The organism is Pseudoalteromonas sp. Of11M-6, from assembly GCF_022347905.1.
Lineage (GTDB): Bacteria > Pseudomonadota > Gammaproteobacteria > Enterobacterales > Alteromonadaceae > Pseudoalteromonas.
The window spans coordinates 1-19,672 of record NZ_JAKRFW010000009.1 but is presented as its reverse complement, the minus strand read 5'-3'; the positions used below and the strand labels follow the sequence as shown (position 1 = coordinate 19,672).

General features: G+C 43.3%; 20 protein-coding genes and 1 tRNA gene. 4 read left to right on the top strand and 17 right to left on the bottom strand.

The window, feature by feature from the left end:
• Positions 1–784 precede the first annotated feature (784 nt).
• Positions 785–2,800 (bottom strand): amidohydrolase family protein, encoded by a 2,016-nt coding sequence (locus tag MHN32_RS06480; protein WP_239421233.1) that lies wholly within the window; start codon positions 2,798–2,800, stop codon positions 785–787.
• Positions 2,801–2,912: 112 nt separating this feature from the next.
• Positions 2,913–4,607 carry a gamma-glutamyltransferase gene (gene ggt, locus MHN32_RS06475; protein ID WP_211867131.1) on the bottom strand — a complete coding sequence of 565 codons (1,695 nt, stop codon included), beginning with the start codon at positions 4,605–4,607 and terminating at the stop codon, positions 2,913–2,915.
• A gap of 263 nt (positions 4,608–4,870) precedes the next feature.
• Between ggt and MHN32_RS06470 the strand changes: the two genes are divergently transcribed.
• The 4 genes from MHN32_RS06470 to MHN32_RS06455 all read left to right on the top strand — a co-directional run bounded on the left by MHN32_RS06470 (position 4,871) and on the right by MHN32_RS06455 (position 8,900).
• Positions 4,871–7,333 carry an EAL domain-containing protein gene (locus MHN32_RS06470; RefSeq protein WP_239421230.1) on the top strand — a complete coding sequence of 821 codons (2,463 nt, stop codon included), beginning with the start codon at positions 4,871–4,873 and terminating at the stop codon, positions 7,331–7,333.
• A 126-nt stretch (positions 7,334–7,459) separates the two neighbouring features.
• A complete protein-coding gene (gene zur, locus MHN32_RS06465) occupies positions 7,460–7,894 on the top strand; it encodes a zinc uptake transcriptional repressor Zur (protein ID WP_010368795.1) in 435 nt (144 codons plus the stop codon).
• Between the two features lie 80 nt (positions 7,895–7,974).
• Entirely contained in the window at positions 7,975–8,445 is a 471-nt protein-coding gene (locus tag MHN32_RS06460; protein WP_010607100.1) for a chemotaxis protein CheX, read from the top strand.
• Positions 8,446–8,468: 23 nt separating this feature from the next.
• Positions 8,469–8,900, top strand: a complete 432-nt coding sequence (locus MHN32_RS06455; RefSeq protein WP_102057611.1) for a secondary thiamine-phosphate synthase enzyme YjbQ — start codon at positions 8,469–8,471, stop codon at positions 8,898–8,900.
• Positions 8,901–8,904: 4 nt separating this feature from the next.
• On the opposite strand, the gene alr is transcribed toward MHN32_RS06455, so the two are convergent.
• From alr to MHN32_RS06380, 15 genes are all read right to left on the bottom strand, one after another.
• Positions 8,905–9,987 (bottom strand): alanine racemase, encoded by a 1,083-nt coding sequence (gene alr, locus MHN32_RS06450; RefSeq protein ID WP_010368798.1) that lies wholly within the window; start codon positions 9,985–9,987, stop codon positions 8,905–8,907.
• 19 nt (positions 9,988–10,006) lie between these two features.
• Complete coding sequence (dnaB, locus tag MHN32_RS06445; protein ID WP_017217222.1) at positions 10,007–11,386, bottom strand: replicative DNA helicase; 1,380 nt, start codon at positions 11,384–11,386, stop codon at positions 10,007–10,009.
• A gap of 124 nt (positions 11,387–11,510) precedes the next feature.
• Positions 11,511–12,449, bottom strand: a complete 939-nt coding sequence (locus tag MHN32_RS06440; protein WP_239421224.1) for a DUF4097 family beta strand repeat-containing protein — start codon at positions 12,447–12,449, stop codon at positions 11,511–11,513.
• A gap of 10 nt (positions 12,450–12,459) precedes the next feature.
• Positions 12,460–12,939: a hypothetical protein gene (locus MHN32_RS06435; RefSeq protein ID WP_010607097.1), complete on the bottom strand. Its 480-nt coding sequence runs from the start codon at positions 12,937–12,939 to the stop codon at positions 12,460–12,462.
• On the bottom strand, positions 12,932–13,483 hold the full coding sequence (locus MHN32_RS06430) for an RNA polymerase sigma factor (protein WP_010607096.1): 552 nt from the start codon (positions 13,481–13,483) through the stop codon (positions 12,932–12,934). The genes MHN32_RS06435 and MHN32_RS06430 overlap by 8 nt, the downstream gene beginning before the upstream one ends.
• A 297-nt stretch (positions 13,484–13,780) precedes the next feature.
• Complete coding sequence (locus tag MHN32_RS06425) at positions 13,781–15,520, bottom strand: polymer-forming cytoskeletal protein (RefSeq protein ID WP_239421223.1); 1,740 nt, start codon at positions 15,518–15,520, stop codon at positions 13,781–13,783.
• Positions 15,521–15,524: 4 nt separating this feature from the next.
• Positions 15,525–16,013 (bottom strand): prepilin-type N-terminal cleavage/methylation domain-containing protein, encoded by a 489-nt coding sequence (locus tag MHN32_RS06420; protein ID WP_010607094.1) that lies wholly within the window; start codon positions 16,011–16,013, stop codon positions 15,525–15,527.
• Positions 16,010–16,432: a prepilin-type N-terminal cleavage/methylation domain-containing protein gene (locus MHN32_RS06415; RefSeq protein WP_010607093.1), complete on the bottom strand. Its 423-nt coding sequence runs from the start codon at positions 16,430–16,432 to the stop codon at positions 16,010–16,012. Before MHN32_RS06415 ends, MHN32_RS06420 begins: the two co-directional genes overlap by 4 nt.
• Positions 16,423–16,881, bottom strand: coding sequence for a GspH/FimT family pseudopilin (locus MHN32_RS06410; RefSeq protein ID WP_010607092.1), 459 nt, complete (start codon positions 16,879–16,881; stop codon positions 16,423–16,425). The genes MHN32_RS06415 and MHN32_RS06410 overlap by 10 nt, the downstream gene beginning before the upstream one ends.
• Complete coding sequence (locus MHN32_RS06405; RefSeq protein WP_099028967.1) at positions 16,865–17,278, bottom strand: type IV pilin protein; 414 nt, start codon at positions 17,276–17,278, stop codon at positions 16,865–16,867. Before MHN32_RS06405 ends, MHN32_RS06410 begins: the two co-directional genes overlap by 17 nt.
• Positions 17,279–17,697: 419 nt before the next feature.
• Positions 17,698–18,150 (bottom strand): 50S ribosomal protein L9, encoded by a 453-nt coding sequence (gene rplI, locus MHN32_RS06400; RefSeq protein ID WP_010368808.1) that lies wholly within the window; start codon positions 18,148–18,150, stop codon positions 17,698–17,700.
• Positions 18,151–18,185: 35 nt separating this feature from the next.
• Complete coding sequence (gene rpsR / locus MHN32_RS06395; RefSeq protein ID WP_002962753.1) at positions 18,186–18,413, bottom strand: 30S ribosomal protein S18; 228 nt, start codon at positions 18,411–18,413, stop codon at positions 18,186–18,188.
• A gap of 11 nt (positions 18,414–18,424) precedes the next feature.
• A complete protein-coding gene (priB, locus tag MHN32_RS06390) occupies positions 18,425–18,754 on the bottom strand; it encodes a primosomal replication protein N (protein WP_010368809.1) in 330 nt (109 codons plus the stop codon).
• Positions 18,755–18,792: 38 nt separating this feature from the next.
• Positions 18,793–19,134 (bottom strand): 30S ribosomal protein S6, encoded by a 342-nt coding sequence (gene rpsF, locus MHN32_RS06385; protein ID WP_010368810.1) that lies wholly within the window; start codon positions 19,132–19,134, stop codon positions 18,793–18,795.
• A 206-nt stretch (positions 19,135–19,340) separates the two neighbouring features.
• Positions 19,341–19,416 (bottom strand) — tRNA-Gly (locus MHN32_RS06380).
• Positions 19,417–19,672 lie beyond the last annotated feature (256 nt).

The following is a 19,672-nucleotide window of genomic DNA, read 5'->3' as shown; positions in this document are numbered from 1 at the left end:
GCCATCCCCATAACTTGGTTGGGATTCCTTTGGCAACAGCGCGAGCAGTATCAATTTGGCTTGCGACAGTTAACCATCAGTAACGTTGTAAAAAACCAATCAATTACTTAACCGCAACAAACATAGTACCCACTTAAGTAGGAAAACGTTTGTAGGGTATATCTATAAAGGTTAACTAACCGCTAAAACCGCGAGCCAAGTTAATCAACAGCACCTTTTGCTATTTGCTTGCAGCATATATACAACATTGCTGTAATCACTCACTGTCACTTTAACGCTTGAATATGGCAACTTTTTTACCATCCTTGTACGCGTGGGTGACGACATCAAAGTCTCAAATAGAGTTGTAAAAAAGACCATACCGAAGCTGGTAAAACGCACACAATTTGTATGGCTTCACATCAACGACTCGTGATCTGTACTGAAAAAGGCTAGCACAAGAAACTGATAAATAAACCGCTTTATTAACAAAAAAGTAAATTTATCCATTACACAAGATTACACCAAACCGTTTTTAGGAATTTTTTATTAGGTAGTAACAGGAAAGCCAGAACAATTTGTTTGTTTTTTAAACAAACCTCTGTTTTAGAAACACTTTTGATAAAACTCGGAAATACAATTTAGTCTGATATCGAGGTAACGAAAATAAAACCAGTGCAAGTGTTATATTTTTTGCACTGGTTTTATAGCATCAAACTATTACTTTTGTGATGTGCTTAATACCAATTTGTCTTGATATTTGCTCAATTTGAAGGAGCAAATTTGACGCTAACTGCGTTAAAAATTACTTTAGCGAAGGCGAGGTAGTGAACGGCTTCACTCCAATCGCTTGGTAAATTTCAGCAGGCTTAAACGCTTGCTCACCTTTGATCACCAATGTCGCTTTTTGCAGTGCTGTTATATCCTTAAGTGGATCGCCATCGATCAACACTAGATCTGCCACTTTTCCTTTGGCAATTGAACCGGTTTGATGTGCAACCCCCATCAATTTAGCACTCTCAAGCGTTGCCATATTCAGCACATCGGCCGCAGGAATGCCCGCATCAACGTAAAGTGCTAGCTCACGGATCAAGGTAAAGCCTGCAATATTATCCGTTCCAGGTACCATTGGAACACCAGCATCATAGAGCTTTTTCAGCATTTTTTGCATTGCTTCACCTGACTCTTGATAGCTCAGTTTAAACTGTTCATCAACATGCATCTCAGCCCCTTTTAAACCGCGAGCGAATGCAATTGGCATATGCTCTGAAATAGCAGCAAATTCCGGATTGATCTTTTGATCTTCTGCCATCAATAAGCTTCTGAATGTTGATACGGTAGGATCCACAACGATGCGCTTATCACTTAGTAGCTTGATGAATGCATTCATCTCTGGACTATCAAGTGATAAGCCAGAGGCTTGCTCTCCCATCAGTGAAAACCGTTTTTGTGTTCTGGTATCCACGTCTTCACCAGCAAGGAAATTAAGGAATAGCATATTAATGTGCTGAATCTCGTCATAGCCATTTTCAATTGCTTGCTCTGCCGTCATAAACGCGGGCACGTGACCGCTAAGCCTCAATCCACGGCTATGTGCACGTTCAGAAATAGGCTTTACCCAGTTCGGATCGATAGAAGAATAGAGCTTCACTTGAACATAGCCATTATCGGCAAAGAAATCGACCGTCTCGAGCGCTTCTTCCAATGACTTCACACTTAAGCCTGCTGAGTTTTCGCTGAATTTATCCATAAAGCCAGCACGATATACACGCGAGCCCAACACCTGATTGGTATTAAATAGCGCTTCAATTTCCATAATATTGTCGTGCTCGTTACCCATGTCTCTAACGCTGGTAACACCGTTCGCAATATTTAAAATACCGTTCTCTTTTGATAAATGACCGTGCATATCCCAAAGCCCTGGGATCAAGGTTTTCCCTTTTCCATCAAGGCTAACTGCACCATTTTGTTTTTTAATATGTTTAGCTACTTCTACAATCTTGCCATTTTTAATCAACACATCATGGTTTTTCAGCAGTTTTTTCTGCTCACCATCAAAGACGGCAACATTTTCAATCAGTAATACAGGGACATCGTGTGTCAGCTTGTTAGCGAGGTTTTCTAGATGTTGTTGTTCGGCTTGTTTTTGGATAGTCTCAAGTTCTTCGAACTGTGCTTTGGTGTAGCCGTCGCGCAAGACATACATTGGCCCCCAACTTTGCGCGAAATAGTTACCATCGTCGTCATACCATGCAAAATTAGGAGTAAGACTAAGGCCACTCGTTACTAATAGATGAACGGTTTGTTCCCCCAACTTCATCGTCTTCATTTTTTCGATAAGCATTTTACCTTGAGGGTAAACATCTAATTCGTATTTATTATTTTTTAGAACATAACGCATCGTCGCGTTATCTAGTGCAAGGTGGTTATTAGACGGTACGTAGAAATCGAGTGTCGCGTCAGCTTTAATGCCTGATTCATTGACACTTTTCCACTGCGCAATGCCTCTGTTATAACTAAACGTTTCGTCAATTGTGGAGCCAAAAGCAGAACGTCCTTTAAGACTAAAATTGATGGGTAGCCCTTTTTCATTCAACTTTAAGGTTTCATCAATTAAGATCCGACGGTTGTTCCAGCCAAACTCAATTTTGGCTGTATAGTTTTGCTCGTCGATTTTTTCTTGGCTTAGCGTACCAGCTAAGCCCTTTTCTGAGTAAACATTATTGATAATGGTGTCAGCAAATACTACCCAACTCTGCGTAGTTAAAAGCGCCGCAACGAGTGTCGACAAGGCACTTCGCTTTGTTATTATTTTTGTCATGTTATTGTTCCTTAAATTTCCGTTTAACGACAATAATATTACATCAAGATAACAAAAAGCGAAGTGCTTTAACTGTTACAATTCGTGTGAATTTCACTACCCAATCAGGCTTTTAGTAACCTGCTGCTTGGCCATCCTTTCTTGTTTCGGATGCACCATAGTAAACCCCAGTTTTACCATCTCGCATAATCGCTTGATAACCGCCATAAGGACCAACTGCTTCTTGTAACTTATGACCTTTTTTTATCAGCTCTCTACGGGTTTCCATCGAAAAGCCAGACTCGAGACTGATATACCCTCCATCCGTCATGATTTCACCGGTTGGCTGCGATGAACCACTATGCAAAATTCGAGGCGCATCGCCCGCTTCTTGTAGATTCATACCAAAATCAATCATGTTAATGAGGATCTGCGCATGCATTTGCGGTTGAGTCGCACCTCCCATCACGCCATAACTCATCCATGGTTTACCATCTTTTGTGACAAAGGCAGGAATAATGGTGTGAAATGGTCTTTTTCCCGGCGCATAACCGTTGTAGTGGTTTTTATCTAACGCAAATAGCTCGCCTCTATTTTGCAAGACAAAGCCAAGTTTAGCTGGAGTCATACCTGAGCCCATACCACGGAAATTACTTTGGATCAGCGACACCATATTCCCTTCTTTATCGGCAGTCGTAAGATAAATGGTATCCCCTTCTACAGGCCCTGCATGATCGCGTTTAGCTGCTTTATTTGGATCAATCAATGCACGCCTTTCGTCAGCATATGCTTGCGAAATAAGCGTCGCGACTGGTATCTCATTAAAGTCTGGATCGGCGTAGTATTTTGCTCTATCTGCAAAGGCAAGTTTTTTTGCTTCAACAAAGGTGTGAATATACTCAGGGCTGTCGAATCCCATAGCCTTGATATCATAGCCCTCTAAAATATTGAGAATTTGCTGGGCGGCAATGCCCTGACCATTGGGAGGTAGTTCCCATAACGTGTAGCCGCGATAATCAGCACTTACGGGGTCAACCCACTCACTGTGGTGCTCAGCCAAGTCTTGGTAACTTAAGTATCCACCATTGGCCTTCATGTAACGGTCGATTTCTTTAGCAATTTCGCCCTTATAAAAGGCATCGCGGCCTTTTTCTGCAAGTAACTCATAGGTATTAGCGAGTGCTGGATTCTTAAATATCTCTCCCTTTTTAGGCATTTCTCCCTCAGGCATAAATACTTCTTTAAATCCGGAATATTGCTCACGAGCTGACACCGAGCGCTGCATGTAATAAGCAATCAACTCAGAAACTGGAAAGCCGCTTCTAGCGTAGTCGATACTGGGTTGAAGTAACTGTTTCATTGGCAGTTTGCCAAATTTTTTGTGCAGTTCAAACCAACCATCGACCGCACCGGGCACTGAAACAGGAAGCGGCCCATAACTTGGAATTGTATCGCCTTGCTGCTGTAGCTTTGCTAGCGAAAGGCTTTTTGGTGAGCGCCCTGAAGCATTGAGACCAAATAACTTTTGTTGCTTCGCGTCCCACACAATAGCAAATAAGTCGCCACCGATACCGCAACCTGTAGGTTCCACTAGGCCAAGCATGGCATTGGCTGCAATTGCAGCATCTATGGCGTTTCCGCCTTGCTTCAATACCTCTATTGCGACTTGGGTTGCCAGTGGTTGAGAAGTTGCTGCCATGCCCTGAGTTGCAATAACCTCTGAACGGCTAGCAAAAGCTTTTCCCGTGATCCTGTCATATGCGAGAGCCGCTGAGCTTACAGAAGCACATAGCATACTAACCAGTGTACACTTAACGACCTTATTCATTATTTTTCTCTTTTGTTGTTTTCTTTTTAACCAATATAAAAAGCCAATTCGCTTACAGCAATTCATTTGCGGTCAAAGCGAAAGAAAACGAGATTGGACCTAATGCGAAAACTCAAGACACCATCGCCATAGCACTCGCTCTGCCACAAGAGTATTCCCTCAAATCTAATACAAGCTTTTGCAGCTGGACTACACTTAAATGTTGAAGTGCTGTGCAGAAAAAATAAACCTAATCGAGATCAGGGTAATTGAATTGGTTATTTATGAGTAATCGGGTTATTTCTATAAACTTAAAACAAACATTGACTTGGGGCACGGTACTCTGTGGCTTGGTGATCTCGTCTTTTATTATCTCCATTTCATATGTTAGCCAGCGAGACATGCTGCTCGAAAGCTATGAGGCTAGGCTGAGACAAAACTTTACGCATTTAGGTAGACATCTTTTCACTGAATTTGTGGAGGGTAACGATAATCAAATAAGTCTGACTCTCGAGGATTATTATTCTGACGGTAAATATAAAGCGCTCTTCCTTATTCAAGGAGAAACGCTCCTCAACGAAAGCCAACACTCAGCGGTTGGACTGCAAGTATTTAATCAAGTTATCAGTCAGGCGCAAGCGACAGCAACACTACGCACACTTGACCTCACTGTGGCATTTGACCCTAATCAGCAGCACTTTCTCGCAGCTATTCCCATTTCTCCTAAAGTGCCCGTCGCTGAGTCCGCTGATTTAGTTAGGCTGATTGCTATTTATGACGTAAGCACCGTTTTTCTTGCGTTAAGGCAACAGTTGATAACGAAGGCGGGTATTTTAGCGGTGTTTTTGATACTCATCATTATCGCGCTACTAAGCTTTACCCATTACTTCATTCATAAACCAATCAAAAGACTGATCCAAGTAGGCAATGCATTATCCACAAAGTCTTTGAGCAGTAGAGCCGACATTGTGGGACATGGCGAGCTTGGAGTCCTTGCCAAGCAATTCAATGTCATGGCACAAACGTTAGAAAAAAACTGGCAACAACAATTACAAAGCACCCAAGAATTACAGCGCCGTCACGCACTTATTAATAGTGTTTTTGAGGCATTACCGGATATTTTCTTTATAATCAATACGGATGGCACTATCTTAGAATGTCATACCGGAAAATCAGACGACTTGTATATGTCGCCTGAGCAATTTATCAACAAGAAAATGTCGGAAGTACTGCCCTCCCACGCAGCTAAACACTTTAGCCAAGCCATCAAGTCTGCCAATCAGCGCCACCAATTAACCCAAATAGAATATCCACTGACAATTGCTGATCAAGCGAAGTTATTTGAAGCTCGGTTATCCCCTATTCCAGGAACAGATCAATTGGTTATTGCAGTGCGAGATATCACCGAGAAAAAGCGTCAAGAAGAAGTCATTTTACATCACGCTTTTTATGACTCATTGACCGATTTACCAAATCGCTTTTTAGCGATGGAGCGGCTAGCGCAGCAACTGTTTGATGCCGAACGCAACGATGAGCTTGCGGTGGTGTTTTTTATTGATTTAGATGATTTTAAAAGGATCAATGATTCACTCGGACACGAAACGGGGGATCAAATTCTCATCGCTTCGGGAGAAAGACTCAAGCAATCGCTACGTGAGCAAGATACCATGTCACGTCTTAGTGGTGATGAGTTTATTGTGTTGATGGGAGGATTTAAACATACTGCAGACATTACCTCAGTTGCCGATATGCTCATCAAACTTTTTCACCATCCCATTATTGTCGACGATAAAGATTTTAATATTTCAGTCAGTATAGGCGTTGCTATCTATCCTTTAGACGCGAACTCCCCCCAAGAGTTACTTAGCTGCGCTGATACCGCAATGTACAATGCCAAAAGTAATGGTCGCAACAACTACTGTCTATTTAATCAAAAGATGAGTCAACAGTTGTCTCGACGCATTGAAATTGAGGAAGCACTGCGCGTAGCACTAAATGAACACGAGTTAGAAGTGTTTTACCAACCTCAATTTTATATTGAAAACAGTGATGTATTTGGCGCGGAAGCTTTACTTCGCTGGCACAGTAAAACACTGGGTAATGTCTCTCCTGCGGAGTTTATTCCCGTTGCGGAACAAAGCGGTTTGATCATCGACATCGGATTGTTTGTGCTCTCAACGGCTATTAACCAAGCACACCAATGGCAGCAACACTTAGACTCCGACATCCGCATCGCAATCAATTTATCACCAAGGCAGTTTAAAGACCCAAACCTTTTGAAACAGATTGAGCTATTAGTAAAAGACATCCCGATTGCCAATCGCTTTATCGAGCTGGAGATCACAGAAGGCGTACTGATCTCAGGACAGGCACAGGTAAAACAGACCCTAACCCAATTACATCAGTTAGGGTTTAAATTATCTTTGGATGATTTTGGTACGGGCTATTCGTCACTGAACTATCTCCGTCATTACCCCTTCGATTTACTCAAAATAGACCGCAGTTTTATCAGCGATATGCTCACCACTCACGAGTCTAAAGCGTTAGTTAAAACCATTATTGCCATGGCGCATAATTTATCGATGAAAGTAGTCGCCGAAGGCGTGGAGACACTGGAGCAATTGCGTTTATTGCAGCAGCTAGAGTGTGATTTTGGTCAAGGATATCTGATCAGCAAGCCGCTTTCTGCAGCACAATTTGAAAGCTTTTACCATACTAAGATCGAACCAGTTAAGCGCTCATCTTAGCAAGCAAAACAAACTTTAAAAGCAACATCGCTCCCGAATATCCACTTGAGATAATAAATCTGGGTAAACACAAGACTAATAAAAATAATATGTTAGTATTGCAAGGCAGTGTAAGGATTTTGAATCATGAATATAGAGTTACTAGTTAGCAAAGCCAAGCAAGTATGTGACAACCGTGGTGCACGATTTACTCCTATTAGAGAAAAAGTATTTAGACTACTCGCCTCTAAACAAGGTGGCGTTGGCGCATACGACTTACTTGAAGAGCTCAAGTTGACGGAAGCGGCTGCAAAACCAGCTACCGTATATCGTGCCTTAGACTTTCTTTCTGAGTTGGGTTTTATCCATAAAATAGAAAGCACTAATGCGTTTATGCTTTGCCATCACTTCGACCACACACATCCAGTGCAGTTACTGATCTGTGATAGTTGCGGTAACGTTCAAGAGTTACATTCAAACACGATTTCGCATGAACTGAACAGCCTAGCTGCGGAAACCGGATTTGTGGTTACAGAGCAAACCATCGAGGCTCATGGTCGTTGCGAAAAATGTAAAGATTAAGTGCAGTGAGTAAAAAAGCCCACTACACTTATCACTAAGAGCGACACTAATTTATTAAAAAAGCGTAAGGGAAAGTCAATATGAATGTAGAGTTCATCAACCCCTTTTTATCATCTCTAATCAATGTATTGGCTACAATGGCGCAAACAGAATTGACGCCGGGTAAGCCAAAAGTGAAGAAAGACGAAGTCGCACAAGGTGATGTATCGGGTCTGATTGGTATGGTTGGTCCACAGACAAAAGGGTCATTTTCGATCACCTTTGAAGAAAACTTAGCGCTAACCATTATGGAGCGTATGCTTGGTGAACGCCCAGACTCCATAAATGAAGACGTCACTGATATGGTTGGTGAAATCACCAATATGGTCACTGGCGGTGCTAAAAACCTGCTCGGCGAAAAAGGTTACGAATTTGATATGGCAACACCGGTTGTCGTTTCAGGCCCAGGCCATACCATCACTCATAAATGTGATGGTCCTAAACTTATTATGCCATTCACCTCTCCTGACGGTAATGCCAATATCGAAGTCAGCTTCGACAAACTCGCCTAACAGTTAAAAACACACGTTACTTTATGAGTTGGACTCAAAAACAAATTATCTTGAAGCCTCGAAAGCGAGGCTTTCACTTGGTAGACGACGAGATTATCTCGCAGCTTCCTGAACTACATGACTATCGTATAGGGCTGCTGCACCTGTTTATACAACACACCTCCGCCAGCCTAACAATTAACGAAAATGCCGATCCAACGGTACGTATGGATATGGAAAGCCACTTTAATCATTTTGTACCACAGAGGCAAAGCTACTACCGCCATGACTATGAGGGTGATGACGATATGCCAGCACATATCAAATCCAGCACTTTAGGATGTGAAGTAACCATTCCCATTTCTGAGGGCCGCCTGCGTTTAGGTACTTGGCAAGGTATTTATCTCGGTGAGCATCGTGACCATGGTGGTGCAAGACGCGTTATCGCAACGCTTCAAGGTGACAGAAAAGGCTAGGCGCTTAGCCTTCGATGTATTCGTAGCTTACTCTTGGGGTAACGTTACACAGCAGCTCATATGGAATCGTATCGGCACATTGCGCTATCTCTTCTACGGGCAGGTTTGGTCCCCACATTTCTACTTCTTCACCAACTTGAATGCCATTAGAATTATCACCAATATTCACACTGATCATATCCATAGACACGGTGCCGACTATACCGTAACGCTGGTTACCAATAACCACCGGAGTGCCAATTTTAGCGTGTCTGGGATAACCGTCTCCATAGCCAACACCAATAACGGCAAGATAGGTGTCCTGTTCACATTGCCAACGTCCGCCATAACCTACCGCCTGATGTGCTCTCACCCGCTTGATGGCAATAACTTTAGTAGTCAAGCGCATGACGGGCTTTAAACCATGTTGCTGGCCAACACGCGCAAGCATAGGTGAAACGCCATAAAGCATTAGACCCGGACGGATCCAGTCGCCATGAGATTCAGGCCAACCTATGATCCCCGCGGAGTTTGCCAAACACAATGGTGCGTGACTTTGACCAACCAAAGACTTAAATAACACTTGTTGTACTTCGGTTTTATTGTCTTTGATATCATCGGCACAAGCAAAGTGTGTCATTAAGTGGATTTTATCAGCAACATTTTTTGATCGCTTAAGGCGAGCATAAAACGCTTCAAACTCTTCAGGCTCAACGCCGAGACGATGCATACCGGTATCTACTTTTAGCCACACTGTGAGCGGTGCATCTAAATTAGCACGCTCAATGGCTTCAAGCTGAGAAATGTCATGCACTATGGTTTGCAAATTATTGGCAAGTAAAATAGGTAAATCAGAAGGATGAAAAAAACCTTCTAACAAGACAATTGGTTTAGTGATGCCACCTGTTCTAAGCGCGAGCGCTTCATCAACTCTCGCCACAGCGAATGCATCCGCATCTTGCAAATGCTGAGCTATTTTAACCAAACCATGACCATAAGCGTTGGCCTTAAGTACCGCCATAATCTTACTTTTTGGCGCCAGTTTTTGTGTTAGCTGTAGGTTTTCTCTCAGCGCGGTTAAATCGATTTCAGCACTTGCTAGTCGCATTTCACTACTCAATTGACAGTTAATATTCGTCGTCCATTGCTGGACCCGCATAGTTATCGAATCGAGAGTATTGACCTTGGAAGGTTAACCTAACCTTACCGATCGGACCGTTACGTTGCTTACCTATGATGATTTCGGCCGTGCCTTTGTCTGGACTATCATCGTTGTAAACTTCATCACGATAAATAAACATGATTAAGTCGGCATCCTGCTCGATAGAGCCTGATTCACGTAAGTCAGAGTTTACTGGGCGTTTATCTGCACGTTGTTCTAGCGTACGGTTAAGCTGAGAAAGCGCGATAACTGGACACTGCAGCTCTTTGGCTAGCGCCTTTAATGAACGAGAAATTTCAGCAATCTCAAGCGTACGGTTGTCCGAAAGGCTCGGTACGCGCATGAGCTGCAAGTAGTCCACCATGATCATGCTGATCCCACCGTGATCGCGCGCAATTCGTCTCGCGCGTGAACGCACATCTGTTGGCGTAAGACCGGATGCATCATCTATGTACATCTTGCCCTTTTCCATCAGTAAGCCCATGGTGGATGACAAACGTGCCCAATCGTCATCATCTAATTGACCGGTACGTACCTTGGTTTGGTTGATACGGCCGAGTGAGGCGAGCATCCTCATCATGATCTGTTCTGAAGGCATCTCTAGCGAGTAGATCAGTACTGGCTTATCTTGCGTCATCGCGGCATGCTCAGCCAAGTTCATCGCAAATGTGGTTTTACCCATCGACGGACGCGCTGCGACAATGATCAAATCAGAAGGCTGTAGTCCTGCTGTCATCTTGTCTAAGTCGCCGTAGCCTGTACTTACCCCGGTAACACCATCTTGTGGAGATTGGTAAAGTTCTTCAATTTTATCAACGGTTTTCTCTAGGATGCTGTGAATACTTTGCGGACCTTCAGTGCTTTTAGTGCGCTGCTCAGCAATCTTAAATACCTTGCTCTCAGCTAAATCTAACAGCTCATGGCTATCTCGTCCCTCAGGATTAAAGCCAGCCTCTGCTATTTCATTCGCCACACCAATCATTTCGCGAACAACCGCACGCTCACGTACGATACTCGCGTATGCATCAATGTTTGCAGCACTTGGCGTGTTTTTAGCAATCTCAGCAAGATAGGAGAAACCACCTATGGTTTCTAACTGATTGTTCTTTTCTAGATTCTCAGAAATCGTGATTAAGTCGATAGGTTGACTAAGCTCTACCAGCTTTTCCATCGCTTCAAAGATCAGCTTGTGGGTTCTGGTATAAAAGTCATGAGACACCACCAATTCCGCAACACGGTCGAAGGCTTCATTATCTAGCATCAAGCCACCGAGCACAGATTGCTCAGCTTCAATTGAGTGCGGTGGAACTTTTAAGGTATCGACTTGTATATCTGGTTTAGCCATATCACAACATTGAGAAATTGAAGGCCCTCTATTGTATCTGGTCTACCCATAAGTGCAAATAACAAAAGGCCAGAGTTTGGGGGAAACTCTGGCCTTTTGTTGTTCTTACTGCTCTATTGCTTCACTAGTTACGCTTTAGCTCAATATTGCCGCTAACGGTATCGATTTCTACATCTGCATTACCACCGTTAAGCACAAACTCGAGTGAACGAGCTGGGCCATATTTGGCTTTTTTAACTTGATCTGAACTTAGCTCATTGGTGATATGGCCACCTGAATGCGCGTTGATTTCAAACCTTGCTGATATATCTGCAGGGAAATAAAGCTCAATATCGCCACTAACGCTGTCCATATTTATATTGGCGTTATCCAGTAACTTTGCTGCATATACTGCTATTTCGCCGTTAACGGTAGATAAGCGTAAGTCTTTTAACTCAGCCATCTTCAACTCGACTTCGCCATTGACGTTTTCTAAGCGCAGCTCGGTTGCGGTGGTTTGCGTTTTAATTTCGCCATTAACGGCGTTAAATCTTAGCTTACCGCTCGAAGCGATATCTTCAATGTCCCCATTGACGGTTTCAAACTGAATATTGCCATCTAAGTCACGACTATCAATATCACCATTTACCGTTTCTAATGCAATTTTACCGCTGATTTTACTCGCTTTAATATTGCCGTTGACTGTTTTGATACGGGCGCCCGCCGTTAAATCAGCAGCTTCAACATCAACCACCACCCCTTCAAAATTTAATTCACTACTACGAGGCATGTAAATGGTGAGTTTAGAGCCATCACCACCGCCCCAACTTTTATAGCGTCTTGGCATCTTCACGATAAACTCAGTTACCTCACCAGAGGTTTCTAGTTTATAACCCTCGGCTTTATCGTCTAACTCGCCTGTCACTTTAAAAACGTTTTTATCCCATGTTTTTATCGTTACGTCACCGCGCTGATTCTCGATGACAACTTTACCATTTGCAGGAACCGACAGTTCTTTATCGATAGATTCTCCAGCGAACACTATTGCAGGTAGCGCCGCTAGGCCAATAATTAATGCTTTCATCCTAATTCTCCTAAATTTGTTGCCAACGAGGTTGGTGAACCTTATTGATTAAGTCGAGTTGCTGCTGATAAACCTGAGCTAACATCTTTAACAGCGCAGCATTCTCAGGATCTTGCTTTAAAGACAACTTAATCGCTTGTTCCGCCTGCTCGAGCTCTTGCAATTGTGTCTGCCAATCAGAAGTCAGCGCTGGCTGCGTTTCATATTGAACCAGTAAAGACTGCTTTTGCTGCTCAAAAAAAGCGCTAATATTAGCCAGTGAGTCTTGCTTGGGCTGATTCATAATGACTTGCCAAGCAAGTAAGCCCGCAATAGTACACGCCGCAATACCAGATAACTTTTGCCAATTATTTTGCTTCGGCGGCTGCATCGGTTGTGCTTGATTGATTGCACGCTCAACGCCTTGCCATAAGTCACGTTGTGGCTTTGGCTGCGACTGTTCGTCATTCAGTGCGGTATGCATAAATTCATCAAAAGATGGTTTAGTCATTGTTGTACCACTCCTGTAATAAGTTACGTGCTCGGTGGTATTGCGATTTACTCGACCCTACGGCCATGTTTAACATATTGGCAATTTCCTCGTGGCGATACCCTTCGACAGCATGTAATACGAAAACCAACCTGGCACGTTCTGGCAATCTGACAATGAGTTTATCTAAGCCATTTAGCTCTCCTAGCTGCTCAGCACCTTGCTCATCCAGACCGGACTGCTCAAAGCTTACGACCTTTTGTAACCAGTTTTTTTGCTTTCTAAGATAGCTGATAGCAATATTACTGGTCACACTATGAAGCCAAGTCGTAAATTGTGATTGCCCTTTAAATTGGTCTATCTTTTGCCACAATTGCACAAAAACTTCCTGACATGCATCTTCTGCATGAGCAGGCTCAGCGAGCAATCTAAGACATAATGCATATACGCGACGATGATGTTGCTCAAATAGTTCGCGAAATGCACTTTGATCCCCTTGCTGGCACCTAGCCACTAGCGCATCGGTTTGTTCTTGTGTAAATGCCTCTTTGGCATTAATTATCATGCGTCTGTTCCTTTGGGTTGATTCCTTCATCTTCGCATATCGAATGGAACAAACAAAGTCACCAACGCTCAATTGCCAATTTCTACTTTTTTATAAAGTACTTATTTAGACGCGGGAGAAATCAGAAATGGTTTAAAGGGGTTTGAAAAAATTTTTACTTTTTTATTTAGCAGCAAAAGTGGAGCGTTGGCGCTCCACTTAGGAAAGTTACTATTTTGCTATTTAGTTGTTCTAAATGAGAAATTTTTAACGAAGCTAATATGCTATTTCACCCTTCAAATTGATTAGAGAATTAATTCAATTGGTATTAGCTTCACTCTCATCGGCAACTTGGTACGGTTTGTAGTGCCAGCCCTTAAAGACCAATGTCGGCTTTTGTCCCGGCGGCTGTACGCCTATGCCTGCATTTTTTAATGCTTGATCAAAGTGGATCCCTGTACCACCGGTACCAGTAATCGATGCCCCTCGAACTGTACCGTACAATTGCCCACTGCCGTTCAACAGAATAGAAGTCAACGGTGAATAAATAGCAGCATATAGTGACGATGCGCCGCTAAATACAAAACCATTAGGGCCATCAAATGAAGAATACACACTAAATACCGGCAGTTTGCTCTTCTTGGTTAAGCCTTCTTGCTCAGCAATAACCTTAGCACTTGCGCCAATAGAAACTTTGCCGGTAGTGAACACAGTCAAAGAACTTTCTTTTTCTATCCAGATATGGGTGTCGCCGGTTAATGTGAGGTCACCATCAATCAACCAAATCACATCGCCACCAGAGATCTTTATTTTTCCGTCAGATCCTAACTTCAACCCTTTAAAAGGGAACGCAAGCTGCGTTTTTTCTGTCGCTGTGCCGAGATTCTGATCTACCCCTTGGAACAAATAAATGGTGTGCTCTTTTGCAACATACACACTTGAGCCATTACGCTCGTACACGGCCTGTTTAGGTTTAAAGTGCAAGATTTGTTGCGCGCCTACATTTAGAGGAGTGAATCGATTACGAGGATCGATAATGCTATCCATATTAAAAGGCAACGCCAAAGGATCACATTCTTTATTTGGCCTTGCAGGGTCATAGTCGGGAGAATCTGGATCGTACACTTTTACCGGTTCAACCACTAAGTCTGCGACTCTAAATTTAGCATCGGAGTAATGCACACCATCTTGAACTTGCAAGCCAGTATCTTTAAATTGACCGCTGCCAGTATATTGAATATCGAACGCATCGCCATTTTGGTTGAGGATCTCAGCGCCCCACTCCATTTTCGCGTCACCCATTGCACGTACATAACCTTGGATCTTTCCGCCTCTATGCGTGAAAAAGCCGCGGCTATAGACATTACCTTCCACTCGAATACCACTCGATGACGGCGAAATATCTACCCCGGTATTTGACCTAACGTCACCCAAAATCGGTGAAGAGCCTTTTAAGTAAATCACACCAGATGCTTCAACATCACCTTTAATCGGAGAGTGGCCTGATAGCACCACATCTGCATCGCCTACCACAGTGTGTACATCACCATCATGGCTTTTTGTTTCTTCGTAAGTGCCTTTCGATGAGTCGTAGCTATCGACAGAGCCACTACCAGATAGATTCACCCCTTTACAGCCAGTCACCGCATTTTGGAATATGGACTCTTTCGCCGCTGGCTGTAACTCAAAGCGCGCAACTAGCCGATGGTTCGCGTGCTCACCATGACGTTGACCTAAGCTTTCGATTTCAAACTCATTGCCATTGGCATTAACCGAGATCTGATATTGCGAATCAGGAACTGCACCGCTACCCGTTTTGTTTATACCATTTATCAGCGCATTGACGTCTTGCGGATTGCCACTTAACGCCGCATCCAGCTTTTGACGATATTCTCTGATCCCTTGTTCAGCCACTAATCTTGCATTAATGTCTTTTTGGAAGTTACCACTTAATCTTTCTTGTACAACACCTTCCTTGAGGGAAGCGAATACCACAACGCTAGCCATGCCGCCGAGCAGCATCACTTTAACCAGTGTAAAACCTTGTTGTTGTTTCATTGTATTAGCTACCTAATCCAGCGTAAAAATTCATCTGTATGCCTGCACCATATTGTGTCGGAAAACTACTACCCTGTATTGTGACTGTAATTAACTGACCACTGGCATCGGTTGCAAATGTGAGTCCAGTTACCCCCTTCAAAAGATTGATATCACCCGTGCCGCGATCGCACACTAAATACCCATCTTGTAAAAAATAGCGCTCAGTGTAGTCAACCATGGGGACACTGCCATCACAAGCGGGGACCCCTGCCAATTGGCGGATCGTAATATCGGTCGCCGTCACAGTAGGGACTTCCTGAGTTTGCTTGATGCTGCGCATCATCACTCGATTGGTATAGCGAACAATCTCTTGCGATGTTGCAAGCTGCTGGCTTGTCGTCACCGTTTCTTTTATCGACGTGTACGACGTTGCAATCCCCATAACCAATACCAACCCCACAACCATAGCAACCATGAGTTCCAGTAAGGTATACCCATTTATCTGTTTCATGAGCCCCCTCCTGCCGGCGGAGAACAAGTGTCCGCAACCTCTGGGTAACTGGTAGTTAAAGAAATTTGGTTTTCAGCAGGGTTTTTTACTCGCTTATCTTCCCAGCTCACCGTAAGCTGCATGTTATTGCTATAGGTCGCAGGCAACACTAACGTAAAGCGACTATCCGCAGGATGCAGCTGTTGAATAAGTGGATTGGCGAGCGTCATATCATTGTTGTTATGTTGCAATTCACATAACAACGGCCATATTCTCTCAATTGCGTTTTGACCATGAATTAACGCCATTGTGTATTGAAAGCTATTGGAGGCAAACTGTAATGACTTAAGCTGCGTCGCAGCCAAACCAAGCAACATTAACCCAGCCACCAACATCGACACCACGACCTCAATGAGAGAAAACCCCTTACTTAACTGCAATTTTGTTCCGCCTCAGCTAACCAACTTTGACCGCTGACCAACACACATAAACGATAATCCTGAGTATTGGCAATGTTGTCGGTAATCAATATATTGTTTGTTGCCAGCACTTCGCCACTTTCACGCACAACTTGGTCGGCAAGTGCCACTTCTATTGAGCTATGTTTAATAGAAAACCGCCCTACTTCGGTCAATTGGCCATTTTCATTGGTTTTCACAACCCAGTCGCTGTCCTCTACGACCAGTGACACCTGCTGCTCTCGTCGAACCGCTTCACTGCGGGCCAGACGATATACCGCCTGCAGTTGATTAGCATGCGTCGTGAGTCTGTCTTGCTGAATTTGCTTTATAAAACTTGGCGCAGCTATCGAAGCTAAAATTGCAAGTATTGCCATGGAAATAAGCAGCTCAAGCAGGGTAAACCCTAAATATCTATTGCCAGCAGTCATTGTTCTTCGGTCCCTGTTCACCAAGATGGTTGATACTTAGCACACCACACCTATCAGCCGCTTGTGCTTTTCCAACTATTGGCGTGGCTGTAAATTGATACCCCAAGTTACGGTATTGCCCAACTGCGCCATTTGGTTTATCAGTGGGAATATATTTAAACGTGTAGAATTTAGACTCAGGCAGGTCTGTAAGTAAACTCGCATCAGGGTAGCCACTATTACGGCTATATATGCGCTCAATCACACCTGCCATTTCCAACATTTGCTGTTGTGCTTGCGAACGACGTCCATCCTGAACGTATTCCACATATGACGGATATGCCACGCTGGCTGTGATCGCCACTATTGCAACCGCAATTAATAGCTCTGTAAGCGTAAAACCTTTATTTACCGACATTTAATTATTCCACCACTAAATTGATAGCGCTGTCATTTTATTCCACTTTATGACAGACAAAAGACAAAGAAAAGGATTAACCTATAATATGTAAACATAACATGGAGCGAAAGTTTCTAAAAAGGAAACTTATTACACCACATTACAACAGTATTACCTTTTGATATAAGGCAAACTTTGAGCGAGAGGATCATCCATGTCACACCTTAAATTGGTATGAATAAGATTATTATTATGATTTTCTTCGAGGGGTTACTTAATTCAACCTAAGAGTTAGATACCAACAAAACCAATAGCATTAAGAATATCTGTTAACTAGGTTTTTACTGTCCGAAATTCGGGTTCATTTAGGAAAATTAAGTGAATAAAAAGCCGTGCATAAAAATACACGGCTTTTTTAATTTAAGCTCAATTAAAAATTAAGCTTCAGCAATTACGATTACTTTGATCGTAGCTGTAACGTCAGAGTGTACTTGGATAGCTACATCGAACTCGCCAGTCTCACGGATAGTACCAAGAGGTAGACGAACTTCTGACTTAGATACCTCAACACCTACTGCAGAGATAGCATCAGCAATATCGCGAGTACCGATAGAACCGAATAGCTTACCTTCGTCACCCGCTTTAGAAACTAGAGTTACTTCAGCTAGTGCTTCTAGTTTTTCAGCGCGTGCCTGTGCAGCAACTAGCTCTTCAGCGATTTTCGCTTCAAGCTCAGCGCGACGTGCTTCGAAAGTTTCAATGTTAGATTTAGTTGCAGGAACTGCTTTACCCTTAGGGAATAAGAAGTTACGTGCGAAGCCAGATTTAACATTAACCTGATCACCTAGGCTACCTAGGTTTGCAATTTTGTCTAGTAGAATAACTTGCATGTCTCTACACCTTTTAAAAACTAGTAATCAGCTGCTTACTTGTGTAAGTCAGTGTATGGAAGAAGGGCTAGGTAGCGAGCACGCTTGATAGCAGTTGCTAGCTGACGCTGGTATTTAGCGCTAGTACCTGTGATACGGCTAGGTACGATTTTGCCACTTTCTGTTACGTAGTTTCTAAGAGTAGCCAGATCTTTGTAATCAATTTGTTGTACGCCTTCCGCTTTAAAACGGCAGAACTTACGACGTCTGAAATAACGTGCCATGAGTAATTTCCTCAATTAATTCTTTCAATATGTTGTGCGTGCAATACCAGCTGACTCAAGCCATTTCGGCTCTCGTGGCGATTTATAAAACCGCGAACTTGTAATGCTTGCCCAACGTATAAATGCTCAGTTTGGTTTCGGAACTGTTCTCCACTGGCAACCACTTGAATACGCACGTAGGCATTTCGAGTAAGGTCAGCCTCTAATTGCATTGATTTGTGCTCAAGTACAAATATGCAATGTGGGATCCCAGCTGGGCTTTGACTAAATTTAGGTGTTTTACAAATCACGCCCGAAAGCAGATATTGATTGGTATACAGGTCAACCTGATTACTCACCATTACCTCGAAAGGTTAGTCAAATCCGAAATCAACAACGATTAAGCAGAAGCTGCTTCTTTTTTCTCTTCTTTTGCAAGAGGAGACGCTTCAGTTACCGCGTTTTTAGTACGCATAACTAGGTTACGAAGCACTGCATCGTTGTAGCGGAAAGAAGTTTCAAGCTCGTTGATTACTTCAGTTGGTGCTTCAACGTTCAATAGAACATAGTGTGCTTTGTGAAGCTTTTCGATTGGGTAAGCCAGTTGACGACGACCCCAGTCTTCTAGACGGTGAATAGTACCGCCAGCTTCAGTGATAGCACCAGTATAACGCTCGATCATACCAGGTACTTGCTCACTTTGGTCTGGGTGAACCATGAATACGATTTCGTAATGACGCATGGATATTCCTTACGGTTAGTATAGCCTTGTCCCGTTTCGGCCAGTCGGGGTAAGGCAAGGAACGATAATAGTAAGGCCGAAAGAGCGCGTATTTTACGCGTAGCATTAAAATTAAGCAATCAGTTTGTTATGAAAAGTTGGTGGAATAAGACTATATCTGCAAGGTTTTTTTAGAGTGATTGAAAAACAAGGATATTTAGGAGAGTTGGAGCGGCACACGAGGTTCGAACTCGTGACCTCGACCTTGGCAAGGTCGCGCTCTACCAGCTGAGCTAGTGCCGCATTCCATAGTTAGCTCATTATATTGTCGGTAATTACGCAAGGTCGCGTTGATTACCTACTGCAGCTGAGCTAGCGCCGCATCACATATTTAGCTCTGGATTTGTCGGTAACTACGCTAGGTCGCGTCCTTACCTGTAGCAGCTGAGCTAGTGCTGCGTCACATTTTTTAGTTTATACACCTAAAGTAAGTGTTTGGAGCGGCACACGAGGTTCGAACTCGTGACCTCGACCTTGGCAAGGTCGCGCTCTACCAGCT

Excerpts from the sequence above, each read along its gene's own strand:
- MHN32_RS06430 (WP_010607096.1), bottom strand. The coding sequence starts at position 13,483 with ATGATAATTAATGCCAAAGAGGCATTTACACAAGAACAAACCGATGCG.
- rplI (WP_010368808.1), bottom strand. The coding sequence starts at position 18,150 with ATGCAAGTTATTCTACTAGACAAAATTGCAAACCTAGGTAGCCTAGGT.
- dnaB (WP_017217222.1), bottom strand. The coding sequence starts at position 11,386 with ATGGCTAAACCAGATATACAAGTCGATACCTTAAAAGTTCCACCGCAC.
- MHN32_RS06435 (WP_010607097.1), bottom strand. The coding sequence starts at position 12,939 with ATGACTAAACCATCTTTTGATGAATTTATGCATACCGCACTGAATGAC.
- MHN32_RS06470 (WP_239421230.1), top strand. The coding sequence starts at position 4,871 with ATGAGTAATCGGGTTATTTCTATAAACTTAAAACAAACATTGACTTGG.
- ggt (WP_211867131.1), bottom strand. The coding sequence starts at position 4,607 with ATGAATAAGGTCGTTAAGTGTACACTGGTTAGTATGCTATGTGCTTCT.
- MHN32_RS06460 (WP_010607100.1), top strand. The coding sequence starts at position 7,975 with ATGAATGTAGAGTTCATCAACCCCTTTTTATCATCTCTAATCAATGTA.
- MHN32_RS06425 (WP_239421223.1), bottom strand. The coding sequence starts at position 15,520 with ATGAAACAACAACAAGGTTTTACACTGGTTAAAGTGATGCTGCTCGGC.
- MHN32_RS06420 (WP_010607094.1), bottom strand. The coding sequence starts at position 16,013 with ATGAAACAGATAAATGGGTATACCTTACTGGAACTCATGGTTGCTATG.
- MHN32_RS06440 (WP_239421224.1), bottom strand. The coding sequence starts at position 12,449 with ATGAAAGCATTAATTATTGGCCTAGCGGCGCTACCTGCAATAGTGTTC.
- zur (WP_010368795.1), top strand. The coding sequence starts at position 7,460 with ATGAATATAGAGTTACTAGTTAGCAAAGCCAAGCAAGTATGTGACAAC.
- MHN32_RS06455 (WP_102057611.1), top strand. The coding sequence starts at position 8,469 with ATGAGTTGGACTCAAAAACAAATTATCTTGAAGCCTCGAAAGCGAGGC.
- MHN32_RS06410 (WP_010607092.1), bottom strand. The coding sequence starts at position 16,881 with ATGACTGCTGGCAATAGATATTTAGGGTTTACCCTGCTTGAGCTGCTT.
- MHN32_RS06480 (WP_239421233.1), bottom strand. The coding sequence starts at position 2,800 with ATGACAAAAATAATAACAAAGCGAAGTGCCTTGTCGACACTCGTTGCG.
- alr (WP_010368798.1), bottom strand. The coding sequence starts at position 9,987 with ATGCGACTAGCAAGTGCTGAAATCGATTTAACCGCGCTGAGAGAAAAC.
- rpsR (WP_002962753.1), bottom strand. The coding sequence starts at position 18,413 with ATGGCACGTTATTTCAGACGTCGTAAGTTCTGCCGTTTTAAAGCGGAA.
- rpsF (WP_010368810.1), bottom strand. The coding sequence starts at position 19,134 with ATGCGTCATTACGAAATCGTATTCATGGTTCACCCAGACCAAAGTGAG.
- priB (WP_010368809.1), bottom strand. The coding sequence starts at position 18,754 with ATGGTGAGTAATCAGGTTGACCTGTATACCAATCAATATCTGCTTTCG.
- MHN32_RS06405 (WP_099028967.1), bottom strand. The coding sequence starts at position 17,278 with ATGTCGGTAAATAAAGGTTTTACGCTTACAGAGCTATTAATTGCGGTT.